Raw genomic sequence first — 17,051 nt, 5'->3', positions numbered from 1 at the left:
GTACGAAAGATATTGTCATACCTACCTTTAACCCGCAGCCACGCTGCATCAACCACCTTCCAATCATGTTGATACTGCCGGGTTCCAATGCCCTGTCCCATTTCCGTAGCCACCGTCTGTTAAGCCAACTGCAAGCCGTCTCGCCTGCGATTGTTGCCGTACAAGCACGCTATGTCCATTTCATCGATGCCAGCGCGCCTCTCACCAACGACGACAGCACGCGCCTTGGCGCCTTGCTGACGTATGGCGAGCCGGCCCAGGCTGACAATACGGAAGGCGCTGCCGAAGAATTCTTTGTCATCCCCCGTTTCGGCACGATCTCGCCGTGGGCCTCGAAAGCCACCGACATCGCGCACAACTGCGGCATGGCGCACATCAAGCGCGTCGAACGCGGCATCGCTTTCCGCATCAACCTGAAATCGGGCATCCTGGGCAGCGCCATCGGCGCCGGCAAGTTGACGGACGAGCAGGTACAAGCCGTTGCCGACCTGCTGCACGACCGCATGACGGAATCCGTGCTGCGCAGCGCCGACGACGCCAAGGACCTGTTCCGCACCCTGGAAGCGCGCCCACTCGAATCGATCGATTTGCTGGGGCAGGGCAAGGCCGCCCTGGAAACGGCGAACACGGAACTGGGCCTGGCGATGTCGGAAGACGAGATCGACTACCTGGACGCCGCCTTCACCAAGGCCGGCCGCAACCCGACGGATGTGGAACTGATGATGTTCGCGCAGGCGAACAGCGAGCATTGCCGCCACAAGATCTTCAACGCCGACTGGACCATCGACGGCGTGGCGCAGCCGAAGTCCCTGTTCGGCATGATCAAGAATACGCATGAACTGCAGCCGAAGGGCACCGTCGTCGCCTACAGCGACAATTCGTCCATCATGGAAGGCGCGACGGTGTCGCGCTTCTACCCGCGCGGTGACAAGCACGAATATGCGGCGTCGACGGAACTGACGCACACCCTGATGAAGGTGGAAACGCATAACCACCCGACGGCAATCTCTCCATTCCCTGGCGCCTCCACGGGCGCGGGCGGCGAGATTCGCGACGAAGGCGCGACGGGGCGCGGCGCCAAGCCAAAAGCTGGCCTGACCGGCTTCACCGTGTCGAACCTGTCCCTGCCGGATGCCGTGCGCAGCTGGGAAACGGCAGCTTCCGTGACGGCGCCGCTGGCTGGCCGCACAGATGCGGACCAATACGGCAAACCGGAGCGCATCGCGTCGCCGCTGCAAATCATGATCGAAGGCCCGCTGGGCGGCGCCGCGTTCTCGAACGAATTCGGCCGTCCCGTATTGGGCGGCTACTTCCGCACGTATGAGCAGAACGTCGGTACAGATAAAGACGCCGTGTTTGGCTACCACAAGCCGATCATGATCGCTGGCGGCATCGGCAATATCTCGGCGCAGCACACGCACAAGAACGACATCCCCGTCGGCAGCCTGCTGGTGCAGCTGGGTGGCCCGGGCATGCGCATCGGCATGGGCGGCAGCGCCGCTTCGTCGATGACCACCGGCAGCAACACGGCCGACCTGGACTTCGATTCGGTCCAGCGCGGCAACCCTGAAATGGAACGCCGTGCCCAGGAAGTCATCAACGCCTGCTGGCAAATGGGGCTTGACAATCCGATCATCTCGATCCACGACGTGGGTGCGGGCGGCTTGTCGAATGCGTTCCCGGAAATCACCAACGACGCCAAGCGCGGCGCGATTTTCGACCTGCGCAAAGTGCCGCTGGAAGAATCGGGCATGGCGCCGAAGGAAATCTGGAGCAATGAATCGCAGGAACGCTACGTTCTCGCCATCGCGCCGGAAAGCCTGCCATTATTTAAAGCCATGTGCGAACGCGAACGCTGTCTGTTCGCCGCCGTGGGCGTGGCCACCGAAGAGCGTCAACTTAAACTGATCGACACGGAACTCGGCAACGAACCGGTTGACATGCCGATGGACGTCTTGCTGGGCAAGCCGCCGAAGATGCAGCGCGACGTGGTCCACGTGGCCAACGATTTCCCTGCCATCGACCTGACAGGCATGGATTTGAAGGACGTAGCGCAAAAAGTGCTGCTGCTGCCGACCGTGGCCGACAAATCCTTCCTGATCACCATCGGCGACCGCAGCGTGGGCGGCATGACCGTGCGCGACCAGATGGTGGGACCATGGCAAGTGCCGGTGGCCGATTGCGCCGTCACCACCATGAGTTTCGAAGGCTACCTGGGTGAAGCGATGGCCATGGGCGAACGCACGCCGCTGGCCGTCATCGACGCCGCCGCCTCGGGCCGCATGGCCGTGGGCGAAGCCGTCACCAACATCGCCGCCGCAGCAATCAGCGATATCTCCGACATCAAATTGTCCGCCAACTGGATGGCCGCCTGCGGCCAGCCTGGCCAGGACGCGGCCCTGTACGACACGGTGAAAGCCGTGGGCATGGAACTGTGCCCGGCGCTGGGCATCAGTATCCCGGTCGGCAAGGATTCGCTGTCGATGCGCACGACGTGGAAAGACGACAGCACGGGCGCGGCGAAATCCGTCACGTCGCCGGTGTCCCTGATCGTCTCCTCGTTCGCGCCAGTGACGGACGTGCGCAAGTCGCTCACGCCGCAGCTGAAAACGGACAAGGGCGACACGTCCCTGATCCTGATCGACCTGGGTCGCGGCAAGAACCGCCTCGGTGCATCCGCCTTGGCGCAAGTCATGGGCCAGCTGGGTAATTCCACGCCGGACGTGGACAGCGCGGAAGACCTGAAAGGCTTCTTCGCCGCCATCCAAAAATTGAACAGCGACGACAAGCTGCTGGCCTACCATGACCGTTCGGACGGCGGCCTGTACGCCACCCTGACGGAAATGGCCTTCGCCGGCCATACGGGCATGTCCGTCAACCTCGACATGCTGACCATGGAAGGCGAGCATTCGAGCGACTGGGGCGACGCCAAGAACTGGGCCGGCCAGGTAGCGGAACGCCGCAACGAACTGACCCTGCGCGCCTTGTTCAGCGAAGAGCTGGGCGCCGTCATCCAGGTGCGCGCGGAAGAAAAGTCGCTCGTCATGGACGTGCTGCGCACCTTCAACCTGGGCGCCTGCAGCCATATCATCGGCAAATTGAACGACCGTGACGTGATCGAATTCACGCGCGACGCCAAGCTGATTTACACCCAGCCGCGCGCGGACCTGCACCGCCTGTGGAGTGAAACGAGCTGGCGCATCGCCCGCCTGCGCGACAATCCGGCCTGCGCGGACGCTGAATACGACCGCCTGCTGGACGCGCAAGACCCGGGCATGTCGCCGGTCGTCACCTTCGATCAGAACGAGAACATCGCCGCGCCATTCATCGCCACCGGCGTGCGCCCGCGCGTCGCCATCCTGCGCGAGCAGGGCGTCAACTCGCACATCGAGACGGCCTACGTGATGCACCAGGCAGGTTTTGCCGCTGTCGACGTGCACATGAGCGACCTGATTGCGGGCCGCGTGAAACTGGACGACTTCCAGGGCGTCATCGCCGTGGGCGGTTTCTCGTACGGCGACGTGCTGGGCGCCGGCGAAGGCTGGGCGAAAACGATTCTGTTCAACGCCAGCCTGGCGGAACAGTTCGCGCGCTTCTTCAACCGCACGGACAGTTTTGGCCTGGGTATCTGCAACGGCTGCCAGATGATGAGTAATTTGAAATCCATTATCCCCGGCGCCCACGCCTGGCCGAAATTCACGCGCAACAAGTCGGAGAAATTCGAAGGCCGCTTTGCCATGGTCGAAGTGATGGATTCCCCATCGATCTTCTTCAACGGCATGGCCGGCACGCAAGCCGGCATCGCTATCGCCCACGGCGAAGGCTACGCCGACTTCTCGCAAACGGGCGACATCACCCAGGTCACCAAAGCCATGCGCTTCGTCGACAACAAGGGCGCCGCCACGGAAGCGTACCCGTACAACCCGAACGGCTCGCCGGAAGGCATCACCTCCGTGACCACGCCAGACGGCCGCTTCACGGTGCTGATGCCGCACGCTGAGCGCGTGTTCCGCAGCGTGCAGCAGTCCTACCACCCTGAGGCATGGGGCGAAGATTCGCCGTGGATGCGCATGTTCAGGAATGCGCGGAAGTTTGTGGGGTAATTAGCTCGCATGCAGGGCAGCGCTGGAGTTCAAGGCGCTGCTGCTGGGGTAGAAATGAGAAAGCCGCTGTCGGGAGACAGCGGCTTTTTTACGTCAATATTTTTATTAATTCCGGATATTTTTCTGCATTGCGGAGGTGTCTCCTTTTATTTATGAGTAATTTGAGGTCAGCGCCAGTTCTATTTTGAATAGTTGGCATATTTGGAAGAATAATTTCGAACACTTATTAAGATACTCTGCATAGGTCATTGACTGAAGCTCACCTGTTCCGCCTGACCTAAACTCTATTGTCGTATGATCGTCATTTAGTCTAATCCAGTTATGGAATGATGCATTCCGAATGGTGCTGTCAAATTCAATGCTAAAATTGGAAAAAATTTCATTTTCTTTGAAATTTTCTTTCCTTTTTGATTTATCGCTCTCAAGATATTTTTTGAAATCAATATTTCTCAATTGATTGTATTTCCTGTCATTCTTGATGTTATTTGCGCATGTGAAAATAGTAATAGCACTTGCATAAAACTCATAGCATGTGGCGTAGAATTTTTTTACTTTTTCAAAGTCGCCTGAAGATGTTGTCGCTTGATCTGGTAGGTTTGTTTCAAAGTGAGAATAAAGATAGGTTTTGGAAAATTCGGAAAAATGTTCAAAATACTCGCTTATTATTAAAAAATAATCTAGCATGTGAGTTTTATGCAGACTATTTTTGATATATTTTCTAAATTCAAAAAATTCCTCTGGATTCTGGTCCTTAATTTTTTCAAATTCTGAAATTAAATTTTCCGTATTTGGCGTTATATGATCTAAAAGAAAAAATATGGAAGATTCAAGGTCAGGGTATAGCCGTTTTCTTTTGAAAATTTCTTAATCATTGATTCTGATAATTTATTTTGCCCTGAACGCTTCATTCGCCACGCCTTCTTTAAGGTTGGCCATATTTCTTCTGGGCGTTTTTGGTGGCCTGTAAGAATATTTTCTTTTTTATTTTTTATTTCATTTAGCTTATTAATGCCAATTTTCTTTATTACATCCATCATAAAATTAAGCGATGGCATAGATTTTGGTGCATTTACTTCATCGACACCAGCGAAAAAATCACTTGAGAGATATTGTGGTGTCGCGTCATCGGCAGTACCCTGCAAGCAGTTCTCTCCAAAAATTATTCCGGAATTATCTCCATCTCCAATTGCTAACTTAACGTAAATAGATTCTTGACATTTCAAACAATGGAAATTGTGGTTTTGAATTTTATCGAGACCTACTTGGATTCGAAGTCTATAATTTTTTCCGCAAGTTCCACATGCTGCATATTCACCAATAATCACTCTGATTCCTTTTTTGTAGTTGTAAGTTTTTATGTAAATATATTTTCAATAAAAGAGTTTTATTTGATGTGTGATTTTTTGGGAATAAATGACCGACTTCATGAGTGAGGTGAATGTTGAAATCACAACCCCTTCGCCACCCCAACAATCACCACCGCCGACGGCACCAGCAAAAACTGCGCAAGCAGCGTCCCCGCCAATCGGCTCCCCACCAGCCACACCACCGCCTGCCGGAAGTGCGATTCTTCGATCTTGCCTTCGATGACGTCATCCGTCATGCCCGACATGTGCGGGTCGATGAAGACGGCCATCATGATGGTGGCGCCGCCGTTGATGATCGATGACGGTGTGCTGGAGGTGACTCTCACGCTGGGGTCCAGCACGCCTGCGTACAGCGCCGCGAAGACGCCCACCGTCCACAACGCCGTGGCGATGACGTTCATGGCCGTCATGGAAATCGATACGCCGGATTGTTGGCGCAGGCCCGTGACGTTGGCGGGCTTGGGCAGGCTGGCGGAAGTCTTGAGGTAGGACAGGCCGCCCTTGAATACGGCGTGCAGCAGCAGTTTCGGTACCGACCTGTGTACTTGGAAGTGCTTGACGGCGCGGCAGAAGGCGCGCTGGAAGGTGGGGATCAGTATTGCGCCAATAATTGTGGCCAGGCTGGCGGAGAACAGCAGCCAGCGGAAGTCTGTCAATAGCGTGCTGGCGGCAACATGCTGGTCTATGCCTGTCTCGACGCGCTTGGCGAGGAATGGTCCCAGGAATGAGTTCGACGTGCGCGACAGCAGCATCAGAATGCTGAACAGGGCCAGAGACACGGCGATGCGCCGCGTGCGGATGCCGGCGATGCGCACGGAGTAGGCGAGGGTGCCGATAATGTGGATGATGAACGTCAGTGCGCAAATCAACAGCAATTGCTTGTCCATCACAACCTTGCAGTAAAGAAAATATCATTCCATGCTGCCATGGAGTTACTTATTTTTCAACTGCAAATAAGATAATTATCACGTGATCTAGCTTTTGTGGTGTTTTATGTGCATTAGTGTGGCGTTGGCTGAATTTCTCCCCAAGGCAGAAACTGGGGTCAGACCCGACGGGTCTGACCCCGGCCTTTGCCTGTGGGTGAGATAAATGCCGCCAGTGAGCGTCTGACTGGTTTCCTTGCTTGTATTTCAAGCTTGCACCCTCAACTATCCTGGGTGGCGGCAGGACTTGCCGCTCGACATGAACCAACCAACCCGGAGGTACACCATGAGTTTCGATTCCTTTCTGTCCAAACTGAAGACCAAAGCCAGCGAACTGAAAACCGAAGCACTGAAGTACAAGAACAAGGATTTCCTGAATGCCGCGATGGCGGGATCGGCCCTGATCGCGATGGCGGACGGCAGCGTCAGTGCGGAAGAGAAGCAGAAGATGGTGAAGTTTATTGAAAGCAATGACGCTCTGTCAGTGTTTACCACCACGGACGTGATCAAGGCTTTCCAGGACTATGTCGGCCAGCTGGAGTTCGACAAGGATATCGGCGAAGCCAAGGCGTATCAGGCGCTGGGCAAGATGAAGTCGAATGTGGACGCGTCGCGCTTGCTGGTGCGCATGATTATCGCCGTCGCTTCGTCGGACGGCAATTTCGACGCCAATGAGCAGCGCGTGGCCAGCAAGATCGCGCGCGAACTGGGCTTGAACCCAGGCGAGTTCGAGCTGCAGTAATTTTTAAGCCAGCCGGCCACGGCTGGCCAGACCTAACTCTTGTCCCACCACGGCGGCGTGCCCGACGACCAGGGGCACGCCGTTTGCACTTCGCTGATCCTGTAGCGGATCTCGATCACTTGCCCATGGTGAAACGGACCGCGTCTCCAGTCGCCGGAATCAAAGACGTAGCTTTTGCCCTTGATGCAGTGGTGGTTCGGATTGTTGCCGATGGGGCCGGTCGAGTGCAGGGTGACGCGCACTTCGCCGTTGGCGTCCAGCGGGGTGTCGCCACCCATGAAGAGTGGATCCGAGCCGACGTCGCAGACGGTGGTGCTGCCTATCTTGCTGCAGTGCTTGATATACGTTTGCTGGCGCGCATTGGCCAGGTAATCGTCATGCCGCATCGGCTTGCCGTCGTCATAGGTAAAGCGCAAGATGACTTGCGTGGGCTCGCTGGCAGAATGGCGCGTGGTGCTGGTGCAGGCGGCGCTGAGGAGGGCCAGCAAGGGCCAAGCGAGCAGGCGCAGGCCGCCGCGCAGCACGGTGAATATCGGATTACTGCGAGGTGTCTGCATTGCGCTCCATGGGCCGTTGCCATTCGTTTAAGGAATTTGGCGGCGATGATAGCACGCGATGGAAGCGCCGGTGCCTGCCGCGCCTGTGCGCCGCCTCAACGCGACGCCAGGCCGATGTTTTGCACGTGGGAAGGCACGATGCCGCCGCTCGATACCTTCTGCGACGGCACCACCATCACCAGTTCGCCATCGACGCTGCCGTCATCGTTGTGGTTGATGCGCACCTTCATCTGGCGGTCCAGCGCGACGAAGGCGTTGTGGTCGGTGGCGACGATGCGGTGCTCTTCCTGTTTGCCGATACGCGCATACTTTTCAGCGCCGGCGAGGCGCAGTTCCAGGGTGTCGCCATTCGACAGATCATAGACGCCGACGAATTTCTTGAAATCCCGGCGCATCATGTAGCGCGGATGTTCGGGCACATCGATGCGCAGCGTGTTGCCCGGCACGGTGACAGTGTGCTCGGGAGGCAGGGTTTGCGCGATGGCTGCCGTGCTGGCGGCGGCGAGGCACAGCAGTGTGCCCAGGATGATGGTTTTCATGGTGTTGTCCTCGTTGGTTGATGGCCTCTGGCGCGTGATGCGGGCGGGCATGGGGCAGGAACCAGTCTAGGCACAGGTTTGGCGCTGCGCATCGTTCATTCGGTGGAGACGGCCTTGATATTTTGCGTGGTAGGCCATCGCATGGCGGCGGTTTATGCACTAGCGCGCAGCGTAATTCATTTCTTGCAGCACCTTCTTGCATAGCTCGCCGTATCCCACGCCAGTGCCGCGTTTGTGTGCGGCCAAGTCATATCTGGCGCTGATGTCGTCCCAGGCCACGCTGCCGGGCAGCGGGCACAAGGCATCGTCGAGATCCATTTCGAAGTGGATGAAGTGGCCGTCGGCACTCAGCAGCTTGCCGTACACGGCGGGCATGCCGGGGTAGGCCAGTCGCAGGTCGAGCATGAGGGCCGCGCTCAGCGCCACGCCATGGCTGGCCGCGTACTGGCACAGGGCGTCGGGCACGGGGCGGGCGCGCCACCAGGCCGCCGTCTGTTTGATGGCGGCCAGGGTCTGCGCGTTTTGCTGTTGGACAGAATATTGTCTGCTCATGGCTGCCACCCATGCTGAAGGGGACTTGCTGCCTTAGCGCGATGCCAGGCCCATGCTTTGCACGTGGGCCGGCACGATGTCGCCGCTGGCCAGTTTTTCGGCCGGCACCAGCATCAGCACTTCGCCGCCCACGCTGCCATCGTCGCGCAAGTCGATGCGCATGGCCAGCTGCCGGTCCAGCGCCACGAAGCTGTTGTTGTCGGTGGCGACGATACGGTGTTCTTCCTGGCCATCGATACGCGCATACATGATGGCGCCGATGCTGCTTGCATTGCGCAGGTAGAGCACTTGCCCGTTCGCCAGCTCATAGCCGCCGCGGAACGGGGCAAACCTTTCCGCGGTCATGAAATGTCTTTGTGCCGGCAGTTCGATCGTCTGCAGGCGTCCGCCTGGAATGACGACGGTCTGGCTGTCGGGAAGCGACTGTGCATTTGCCAGCAGGGCGCAGACGCCCAGAGTGCCGGCCAAGATCCATGTTTTCATTTTTCTACCCATCCTTGAACTTTGGTGCCGTCCGCTGCCGGCGCGGCGATATGGTTGTCGATACCAGGGAAATCGACCGGCTGGCCAGCACGCGCTGTGGTGACACTGGCAAGGTGCGGGCGACCGGTCTTGCCAGTGTAGGCAGGCAAGTTGTCCTGTACATCATCCGATCGGATGAGACAGCCTCATGCGTCGAGCACGGCCAGGTGCGCCGTTGCGCCATGGATCAGCGCGATCAGCTCGCCCTGGCGCCGCGTGTCCGTCTTTAAATAGGTGTGATGCAGATGCGTCTTGACGGTGTTGACGCTGATGCCGCTGCGTGCGGCGATTTCTTCGATGGTGGCCCCTTGCGCCAGCTCCTTGCCCACCAGCGCTTCGGCTTGCGTCAAGTCGAACAGCTGGCGCAAGGCGGGGACGGAGGTGCTCGCCTGTGTGGGATCGCGCGCAATCAGCAGTGCGCATGGCGGTTGGCAGGCGGCGAGCAGGGTGACGGTCAGGGCCAGCGGCGTTTGCTGCTTGCGCGCCAGGCGCAGCGACTGGCATTGCGGCGCGCTGCCGGCGCTGGCGATGACGAGGTGCACGGCACGCACGAGGGCCGGCGGTACGCCGTGTGCCAGCTGCGCCGCATGCAGAGCGTGGCCGGCGGGCGTGGCGAAGCGCAGCCCGAGGCCCGCGTCGAGTACCAGCACGGCGGCACCCATGGCGTCGAGCGCCGCCAGCGCGCAGCGGCTGGCCAGTTGCGCCTCGCGCAGGCGCTGCTGCAAGCACAGGGCCCGCTGCAGATGCGGCAAAAGTTCCTGCCATTGCCGGCTGTTCAGGGCGGCGCTGTCGAGCTGCGGCCAGTCGTCCGTGCCGCAAGCCGTCTCGTACAAGGCGGCAATCAGTTTGCCCACATCCGCGCTTATTGTAGCTGTGCCCATGCTTGTCCCCATAGCCTGATTAGATCAGCGTGCCGCAGGCGTGCAGGTGCGGAACTGGGTAAGGGCGGTGTTGCGCAGCGGCCAGCCCCTCCTTTGTGAGGAGGGGCTGGCCGCCGCCATCTGGCCTGGGCAACTATCAAGATAGTACAAAGACATCAGTGCTGCAATGGTTTGCAATAATATGGTGGGATAGTGTTCTGTAGGAAACTTGCACGGGCAAAACACGTCCATGATGTAAGATTCGCACTATGACCGATTTCACATTTGCCGATTACCCATGAGTTCAATAATGATTCCCGACGTCGCCCTGGTCGACAATACCGAACAACGCACACCGCTGGTGCTCGTGCTGGACTGCTCCGGCAGCATGGATGGCGAGCCCGTCGCCCTGCTGAACGAAGGTCTGGCCTTGCTGGAACAGGAACTCAAGTCCGACGTGATCGCCGCCAAACGCGTGCGCATCCTCGTGATTCAATATGGCGCCCACGATGAAGCCGTGGTGGCCAGCAACTGGTGCGATGCCATGGATTTCACGGCGCCCCGGCTTGAAGCGAACGGCACCACGCCGACCGGCGCGGCCGTCGAGCTGGCCTTGGCCGAGATCGAGCAGGAAAAGCAGCGCTTCCGCCAGGCGGGCGTGGCGTACACGCGGCCGTGGCTGTTTTTGATGTCGGACGGCGAACCGACGGACCGCTGGCAGCACGGCGCCGAGCAGGCGCGCGCGGCCGAGCAGGCCAATAAAGTGGCGATCTTCCCCATCGCCGTGGGCGACAACGCGAACATCGATTCCCTGGGGCAGTTTTCCAGTCGTGGCGAACGCGGCGTGAAGCAGCTGAAGGGCTTGCAGTTCCGCGAACTGTTCCTGTGGCTGAGCGCCAGCATGCAGGTGGTGTCGCAATCGCGTCCCGGCGCGCAGGCGCAACTGGCCTCGACGGACGGCTGGTCTGTCGTGAGCACCTGATCGATGGCAGCAGTGCAAGCAACACAGGATTCCTGGCGCGTTTTTGGCGCCTCCGTCACGGGCAAGGCGCATTTGGATAAAGACATCCCTTGCCAGGATGCGCATGCGCACGCCGTCGTGGGCGACGTCCTGGTGGCCATCGTCTGCGATGGCGCCGGTTCGGCCAGGCTCAGCGAGCAGGGCGCACAGTTTGTTTCCGCGCAAACCGTGCAGGCGCTGGCCGGACGGCTGGAGCAGGGCGCCACCGTGCAGGATTTACATGACGGCGCGTTGGCAGGCACCCTGGCGCAGATCCGCGCCGCGCTGGACGATATCGCCCGCGCCGCCAACGCCACTCTCGACGATTACGCTGCCACAGTTGTCGGCGTGGTCATGGGGCAAGATACCGGCTTCTTCTTCCACCTGGGCGATGGCCTGGGCGTGGCGCAACTGGGCGATGGCGGCGAACTGATCTCGCTGCCCGCCAACGGCGAATACGCGAACGAAACATACTTTATCAGCGGCGAGCGCTGGCGCGAACAGCTGCGCCTGCTGCCGATACCCCAGTCCGTGCGCGGCGTCGTGCTGATGTCGGACGGTTGCATGCCCTTTGCCATGAGCAAGAACAATGCGGCCTTGTACGCGCCGTTCATGGATGCCGTGCAAGGCTATCTGCGCACGGTCGAGAGCATCGAACTGGGCAATACGGCGCTGGCGTCCACCCTGGCCGACCCGCGCACGCACCAGATCACGGGCGACGACAAGACCCTGTTGCTGGCCTTGCGCGCATGAGCCGGAAGCAGGGTGTGACACCGGGCCTGAGTCCGGGTGGAAAAATCTGGCTCGACAAAGTCCGTAGCCTTGTCTTGGGCAAACTCATCAAGAGCGGCGGCGCGGGCAGCGTGTATCTGCTGCCGGGCGCGCCCACGCAGGTGGCCAAGCTGTACCACCCGCACCTGGACCGGGCCGCCAACCGGCGCAAGCTTGAAGCGATGCTGGAACTGACGCCCAAACTGCCCGATCAGTTGGAAAACGGCAAGCGCTACGTGCAGATCGCCTGGCCGCAAGCGGCCGTGTTCGACGGCCAGGGCGGCTTTGCAGGTTTCGTCATGCCCTTGCTGGACATGGCGCAAACGGCCGAGCTGGAACAGATCATGCAGGAGCGGCAAGCGCGCGCGGCCGGCTTGCCCACGGGTCTCGGACCCAAGCTGACCCTGGCCGCCAACCTGGCCGCCGTCATCGATGCGCTGCATCAGCAGCAGCATTACGTGGTCGATCTGAAACCCGTGAATTTGCGCTTTTACCGCGATTCGCTGTACATCGCCATGCTCGATTGCGACGGTTTCAGCATCCAGGGCCATGCGGAGCGTTTTCCTGCCGAGCAATTCACGGCCGACTACATGGCGCCGGAATTCCAGCGCAAGGGCATGCCGGCGGGCACGGAAATGGCGCAAGACCGCTTCGCGCTGGCCGTCGTCATCTTTCAGCTGCTCAACTTTGGCATCCACCCGTACAGCGGGCGGCCCGGCAATGCGCAAGTGGCGACCGACATTCCCGGACGCATCCGCGACGGCTGCTATGCGTATGGCGTCAAACGCCACAAGCAGCTGGCGCCGAACGCGACCAGCGGCCATGCCTTGATGCCGCCCGAGCTGCGCGCCATGTTCGACCGCGCGTTTTCCCAGTCCCCCAAACCGCAGCGGCCCTCGGCGGCCGACTGGGCGCAATTGCTGCGCGGCTATGCGCAGCGTAACGACGGCAAGCTCGTCGTGTGTACCGCGAATCCCGAGCACCAGCATTTCGCGGGCCTCGGCTGCGCGGCCTGCGCGCGCGACAAGGTCATCGTCGCGGCCGGGCAGGCGTCCGTGCTTGCCCAGCAGCAGATACTGGCGCAGTCCCAGCCGCAGCCGCGCAGCGCGCGCGGCGCGCACCATACGGCGCCGGGGCAAGCGCCCGTACGGCTGCCTGCGGGCACTGGGCAAGCCAATGCGGTCGGCATTTCCGGCAAGGGCTGGGCCGTGGTGGTGCTGCTGATCGTGCTGTTTCTGATCGGCTTTACGGCCTGGACCTCGTCGTCCGATGAAGTGACGGACAAGGCCAGCCTGCAGGCGCAAGCGGACCAGGCGGCAGGACTGGAAGTGTTTCGCTGGCGCTCGCCCAAGGCGGCCGGTTTCCAGCCGTCCGATGCGCGCAAGGCCGTGCGCAGCCTGTCGCAAGCGATCAGCAAGGGCGACGATGACGCCGTCACGCGGGGCTTGCAGCTGTTGTATCGTTCCGGGGAGAAAAAGTCGACCAGCTACAGCGGCGACCGTACGCAGGCGCGGCTGCGCGCGTCGTTGCTGGAGGGCCTGGGCTGGGTGCCCGGCTATGAACCGGCGCTGGTCGCTACCTATCTTGACCTGTTGCAAGCGAACCCGCGCGACCATCTGGTGGCGGCGGCCATGGGCCGCATGCACCTGAGCCTGAATGAACCCCAGGCGGCGCGCCAGTACTTCGAGCAAGCCGTGTGGGCGCACCCGACGGATGGCACGGCCTGGCTCGGCATCGCCGCTGCGGCGCTGCTGCGTGGCGGCGACGAGCGCGATGCCGTGAACCTGGTGGCGCTGGCGCAGCTGACGGCTTACCGCTACGCCGTGGAGCATGCCTTGCCGGCCGAGCCGGGTCAGCCGGCCGACAATGGCGTGGCGCGCATGGCGCAGCGCATGGATCTGAACGCCAAGGTGCTGCGCCTGGCCCAGCCCGGCGCCTACCAGAAGCGCTGGGACAAGGTGCTGGCCGAAGGCGCCTCGCTGGCAGTCAAACTCAAGGCCATGCCGCCCTTGCGCGACCAAGTCGGCGGCGTGCAGCGCGACACGATGACGACGGTTGCGTATGGCGTGCTGGACGAAAAGCACGCAACGGGTGAAAACCGCCTGACCTTGACCATTACCGCCGACGGCACCCTGAGCTATGCGGCGGCCGAGTTGCCAATGGAAGCGATGCTGAACAAGGTGCTGCTCGATAGCGTCAAGCGCTGGACCTATTTGCCGGCCGTGCAGCACGGTCAATTGCTGGAATCGAAGGTGGTGGTGCTCGTGCGCTACCGCGATGGCCGGGTCAGCTTTGTGCCGGGCGGCGTGGCCGTCTCGGCGGATAATTAAAGGAATACCATGAAAATCAAGACCCTATGCGCCGTGCTGGGCGCTTCATTGCTGGCCCCGGGCATGGCCCAGGCGGAGATCGTGCAGCGCCAGGTGGTGACAGCCACCGCCGGCGAGCAGGATAGCGAAGGCGCCGACGTGCTGACCGTGGCCGCGAACACGGCTTGCGGCGGCCGCCAAGTGCGCATGGATGCGCGCTCGGTCGGGCTGGACGATGGGCCATACGAAGCGATGAAAGCCCGGCTGGCCAAGCAGATCCGCAGCAAGACACCCATGCTTGTCACCTTGAAAAAATGCCCGGACGATGCGAGCGTGCCCATCGTGCGCCAGATCGCCGCCTGCACGCCAGCGGCCTGCGCCGATGGCCGGGCGCGGCTGTACCTGCACGAGCGCTTCTTCCCCATCGGGCAGGAAAAGGCGCCGAACGTGCTGGTCTTGCCTTTGCCAAAAGGCAAGCTGCCGGGCACATGGAAGGTGGAGATTTACAGCGTGGCGGGTCACAAGCTGCGCCTGTCCGGCCAGGTCAACCACGCCGATTATGCGCAAGGCGAGCTGGTGGGCGGCTACGTCACGTATTACCCGAATGGCAAGACCGAGAAACAGGTGGCGCAGGATGGGCAGGGCCGTCAGCATGGCATCGGCAGCAAGTATTTTCCCGATGGCACGCTGGAGCTGCGCGGTGACTGGCGCCATGGCTTGCCAGAAGGCGAGCATCAACGCTATCACGCTACCGGCAAGTTGAGTGAAACGAGCATCTACCGCGACGGCAAGCAGCTCGACGGGCCAGTGCAGACGTTTGATGAAAATGGCAAGCTGAGTAGCAGCTACACTTTGCGCGGCGGCAAGATGGAAGGCGAGATGCTCACATACTTTTCTGATGGAAAAATCTCCAGCCGCGCGGAAATGCAACACGGCAAGTTCAATGGCGTGAGCACGAATTACTACCCAAATGGCGCCGTGCAAGCCAGGATGACGCAGGTTAACGACTTGCCCACGGGCGAGGCAATGGAGTTCTATCCGGACGGCAAGGTGAAAAGCCGCCAGCAATATGGCGACAAGGGCGGGCTGCTCAGTATCCAGCGCTACAGCCCTCAGGGCGTGCTGGTGCTGGAACGGAAATGGGATGTACAACTGCGCGAACAGGGCACGTCGCGCTCGTGGTACGAGAACGGCAAGCCGGAGCAAGCCATCGACTACGTGAACGACCGGCGTGACGGCTGGAGCCGCAGCTGGCACGAGGATGGCAGTTTGAAGGGCGAATGCCAGTATGTGGCCGGCAAGGCCCAGGGCGCATGCGGCGAGGCGCCGCCAGCACCGGAACTGCAGCGCAAGGAGCAAGCATGGCGCGCATTGTGAAGCGCCTGCTTGGCGTCATGCTGCTGTTGCCGGCGCTGGCCCACGCCGAGATCGAACAGCGGCAAGTAGTCACCGCGATCAAGGCGACGCCCGACGGCGATGTGCTGACCCTGGCCAGCAACAGCGGCTGTGGCGGCAGGCAGGTGCTGATGGATGCCGTGTCCGTGGGCCTGGACGCGCAGCAATACGCCGCCATGAAGCAGCAATTGGCCAAGCTGATACGTGACAAAACGCCCTTGTTGATGCGTATCAAATCCTGTCCCACGCCAGGCGGTGCTGGAGCGCTCGTCATGCCCGAAGTTGGCAAGCTGGGCCGCTGCGAGCCGCAAGCCTGTGCCGATGGCAAGGCGCGCTTGTACCTGAATCACAATCTGACGCGCGGCGAAGTCAAGGAACATGCGCGCTATGCGCTGATCGTCCCGCTGCCGCCAGGCAAGACGCCCGGCACCTGGCAAGTCGAGGTGGTGCACGCGCGCGAAGGCGAGCCGAAGCGGCTGATTGGCGAGGTCAACGATCCCGATTACCTGCGCGGCAAGCTGGTGGGCAACTACAGCATGTACTACCCGCATGGCCAGTTGGAAATGCAGGTGGAGCAGGATGGCCGCGGCGTGCAGGAAGGTGTGCAGACCCTGTATCGTCCTGACAGCCAGATTTCCATGCGCAACACGTGGCGCAATGGCGTGCAGGAAGGCGAACAGCGGACCTACCACGATACGGGCAAGCTGAACGAGGCCAGCCAGTACGTGAACGGCGCCCGCGCCGATGGCCTGGTGGAAACCTTCGACGAGGATGGCAAGCTGCGCACGCGCACGACTCAGGTCAAGGGCCAGACGGAGGGCGAGCTGCTGCTGTTCTATCCGGATGGCACGGTGGAAAGCCGCAGCCGGTACGAGAACGGCATCCAGTCAGGACCAAGCACCGGCTACTTCCCGGATGGCAAGGTGCAGCGTACAACGCAGTACGTGGATGACAAGCCCGTGGGCGACAGCGTCGAATATTATCCGGATGGCAAAGTGGCCAGCAAGCGCACGCACAGCGGCCACTTCGTATTGCGCAGCGAGCAGCGTTTCAGCCGGGCCGGAGTATTGATGGTGCAGAAACAGTGGAATGCGGGTGGGCGCGAGGAGGGCGCATTGCGTTCCTGGTATGCAAATGGCAAGCCGAGGCAGCTGATCGAGTATGTCGATGGCGAGCGCCATGGCTGGACGCGGCACTGGCGGGAAGATGGCGGGCTGGAGAGCGAGTGTAGGTATGTGGCGGACGAGGCGCAGGGGGAGTGCACGGGGGCGTCCGCGAAGATGTCGTACACGGAGGATGGGATTGAGTTCGAGATGCCGGAGCTTTGAACGTCTGAAGTGTATTCCAACAGCGCTGGAGCAGTTTGAGAATGACGGTATTTAGCTAGATGGTTGCATATTTGCTACAT

15 protein-coding genes are annotated in these 17,051 nt (G+C 60.5%); 7 read left to right on the top strand and 8 right to left on the bottom strand.

The features are described 5' to 3' along the window. Positions 1-65: 65 nt before the first annotated feature. Positions 66-4,103 carry a phosphoribosylformylglycinamidine synthase gene (gene purL, locus SKZ59_RS11220; protein WP_319991776.1) on the top strand — a complete coding sequence of 1,346 codons (4,038 nt, stop codon included), beginning with the start codon at positions 66-68 and terminating at the stop codon, positions 4,101-4,103. A 150-nt stretch (positions 4,104-4,253) separates the two neighbouring features. Here the strand turns inward: purL and SKZ59_RS11215 are convergent, their stop codons facing one another. From SKZ59_RS11215 to SKZ59_RS11205, 3 genes are all read right to left on the bottom strand, one after another. Next, positions 4,254-4,787 carry a hypothetical protein gene (locus SKZ59_RS11215; RefSeq protein WP_319991775.1) on the bottom strand — a complete coding sequence of 178 codons (534 nt, stop codon included), beginning with the start codon at positions 4,785-4,787 and terminating at the stop codon, positions 4,254-4,256. Between the two features lie 119 nt (positions 4,788-4,906). Next, positions 4,907-5,428, bottom strand: coding sequence for a hypothetical protein (locus tag SKZ59_RS11210; protein ID WP_319991774.1), 522 nt, complete (start codon positions 5,426-5,428; stop codon positions 4,907-4,909). A gap of 122 nt (positions 5,429-5,550) precedes the next feature. Beyond that, entirely contained in the window at positions 5,551-6,357 is an 807-nt protein-coding gene (locus SKZ59_RS11205; protein WP_319991773.1) for a lipid II flippase Amj family protein, read from the bottom strand. A 325-nt stretch (positions 6,358-6,682) separates the two neighbouring features. On the opposite strand from SKZ59_RS11205, the gene SKZ59_RS11200 reads away from it, so the two are divergent. Further along, positions 6,683-7,138: a tellurite resistance TerB family protein gene (locus SKZ59_RS11200; protein ID WP_128139363.1), complete on the top strand. Its 456-nt coding sequence runs from the start codon at positions 6,683-6,685 to the stop codon at positions 7,136-7,138. Positions 7,139-7,170: 32 nt separating this feature from the next. Here SKZ59_RS11200 and SKZ59_RS11195 read toward each other — a convergent pair whose 3' ends face one another. The 5 genes from SKZ59_RS11195 to SKZ59_RS11175 all read right to left on the bottom strand — a co-directional run bounded on the left by SKZ59_RS11195 (position 7,171) and on the right by SKZ59_RS11175 (position 10,162). After that, positions 7,171-7,695 carry a hypothetical protein gene (locus SKZ59_RS11195; protein WP_319991772.1) on the bottom strand — a complete coding sequence of 175 codons (525 nt, stop codon included), beginning with the start codon at positions 7,693-7,695 and terminating at the stop codon, positions 7,171-7,173. Positions 7,696-7,790: 95 nt separating this feature from the next. Continuing rightward, a complete protein-coding gene (locus SKZ59_RS11190) occupies positions 7,791-8,234 on the bottom strand; it encodes a hypothetical protein (RefSeq protein WP_034748551.1) in 444 nt (147 codons plus the stop codon). Positions 8,235-8,393: 159 nt separating this feature from the next. Continuing rightward, entirely contained in the window at positions 8,394-8,786 is a 393-nt protein-coding gene (locus SKZ59_RS11185; protein ID WP_319991771.1) for a hypothetical protein, read from the bottom strand. A gap of 33 nt (positions 8,787-8,819) precedes the next feature. After that, entirely contained in the window at positions 8,820-9,269 is a 450-nt protein-coding gene (locus SKZ59_RS11180) for a hypothetical protein (protein WP_319991770.1), read from the bottom strand. Positions 9,270-9,454: 185 nt separating this feature from the next. Continuing rightward, a complete protein-coding gene (locus tag SKZ59_RS11175) occupies positions 9,455-10,162 on the bottom strand; it encodes a helix-turn-helix transcriptional regulator (RefSeq protein ID WP_072453726.1) in 708 nt (235 codons plus the stop codon). A 304-nt stretch (positions 10,163-10,466) separates the two neighbouring features. Between SKZ59_RS11175 and SKZ59_RS11170 the strand changes: the two genes are divergently transcribed. From SKZ59_RS11170 to SKZ59_RS11150, 5 genes are read left to right on the top strand one after another with little or no spacing between them, the layout of a single operon-like run. After that, positions 10,467-11,150 (top strand): vWA domain-containing protein, encoded by a 684-nt coding sequence (locus SKZ59_RS11170; protein WP_072453725.1) that lies wholly within the window; start codon positions 10,467-10,469, stop codon positions 11,148-11,150. A gap of 3 nt (positions 11,151-11,153) precedes the next feature. Further along, positions 11,154-11,921 carry a PP2C family serine/threonine-protein phosphatase gene (locus SKZ59_RS11165; RefSeq protein WP_072453724.1) on the top strand — a complete coding sequence of 256 codons (768 nt, stop codon included), beginning with the start codon at positions 11,154-11,156 and terminating at the stop codon, positions 11,919-11,921. Continuing rightward, entirely contained in the window at positions 11,918-14,269 is a 2,352-nt protein-coding gene (locus SKZ59_RS11160; protein WP_319991769.1) for a hypothetical protein, read from the top strand. Before SKZ59_RS11165 ends, SKZ59_RS11160 begins: the two co-directional genes overlap by 4 nt. Before the next feature lie 9 nt (positions 14,270-14,278). After that, on the top strand, positions 14,279-15,625 hold the full coding sequence (locus SKZ59_RS11155) for a toxin-antitoxin system YwqK family antitoxin (protein ID WP_319991768.1): 1,347 nt from the start codon (positions 14,279-14,281) through the stop codon (positions 15,623-15,625). Beyond that, positions 15,610-16,971, top strand: coding sequence for a toxin-antitoxin system YwqK family antitoxin (locus tag SKZ59_RS11150; RefSeq protein ID WP_319991767.1), 1,362 nt, complete (start codon positions 15,610-15,612; stop codon positions 16,969-16,971). Before SKZ59_RS11155 ends, SKZ59_RS11150 begins: the two co-directional genes overlap by 16 nt. Positions 16,972-17,051: the final 80 nt, after the last annotated feature.

Origin of the sequence: Janthinobacterium sp. GMG2 (assembly GCF_033949445.1) — a bacterium.
Classification (GTDB): Bacteria; Pseudomonadota; Gammaproteobacteria; order Burkholderiales; family Burkholderiaceae_D; genus Janthinobacterium; species Janthinobacterium aestuarii.
Note: the sequence above shows the minus strand (reverse complement) of the source record. Positions and strands in the feature narration are given on the sequence as shown.

What these genes read in the sequence shown, in the direction of transcription:
- purL (WP_319991776.1), top strand. Translation starts at nt 66, where the DNA reads ATGTTGATACTGCCGGGTTCCAATGCCCTGTCCCATTTCCGTAGCCAC.
- SKZ59_RS11215 (WP_319991775.1), bottom strand. Translation starts at nt 4,787, where the DNA reads ATGCTAGATTATTTTTTAATAATAAGCGAGTATTTTGAACATTTTTCC.
- SKZ59_RS11205 (WP_319991773.1), bottom strand. Translation starts at nt 6,357, where the DNA reads ATGGACAAGCAATTGCTGTTGATTTGCGCACTGACGTTCATCATCCAC.
- SKZ59_RS11200 (WP_128139363.1), top strand. Translation starts at nt 6,683, where the DNA reads ATGAGTTTCGATTCCTTTCTGTCCAAACTGAAGACCAAAGCCAGCGAA.
- SKZ59_RS11195 (WP_319991772.1), bottom strand. Translation starts at nt 7,695, where the DNA reads ATGCAGACACCTCGCAGTAATCCGATATTCACCGTGCTGCGCGGCGGC.
- SKZ59_RS11190 (WP_034748551.1), bottom strand. Translation starts at nt 8,234, where the DNA reads ATGAAAACCATCATCCTGGGCACACTGCTGTGCCTCGCCGCCGCCAGC.
- SKZ59_RS11185 (WP_319991771.1), bottom strand. Translation starts at nt 8,786, where the DNA reads ATGAGCAGACAATATTCTGTCCAACAGCAAAACGCGCAGACCCTGGCC.
- SKZ59_RS11180 (WP_319991770.1), bottom strand. Translation starts at nt 9,269, where the DNA reads ATGAAAACATGGATCTTGGCCGGCACTCTGGGCGTCTGCGCCCTGCTG.
- SKZ59_RS11170 (WP_072453725.1), top strand. Translation starts at nt 10,467, where the DNA reads ATGAGTTCAATAATGATTCCCGACGTCGCCCTGGTCGACAATACCGAA.
- SKZ59_RS11165 (WP_072453724.1), top strand. Translation starts at nt 11,154, where the DNA reads ATGGCAGCAGTGCAAGCAACACAGGATTCCTGGCGCGTTTTTGGCGCC.
- SKZ59_RS11160 (WP_319991769.1), top strand. Translation starts at nt 11,918, where the DNA reads ATGAGCCGGAAGCAGGGTGTGACACCGGGCCTGAGTCCGGGTGGAAAA.
- SKZ59_RS11155 (WP_319991768.1), top strand. Translation starts at nt 14,279, where the DNA reads ATGAAAATCAAGACCCTATGCGCCGTGCTGGGCGCTTCATTGCTGGCC.
- SKZ59_RS11150 (WP_319991767.1), top strand. Translation starts at nt 15,610, where the DNA reads ATGGCGCGCATTGTGAAGCGCCTGCTTGGCGTCATGCTGCTGTTGCCG.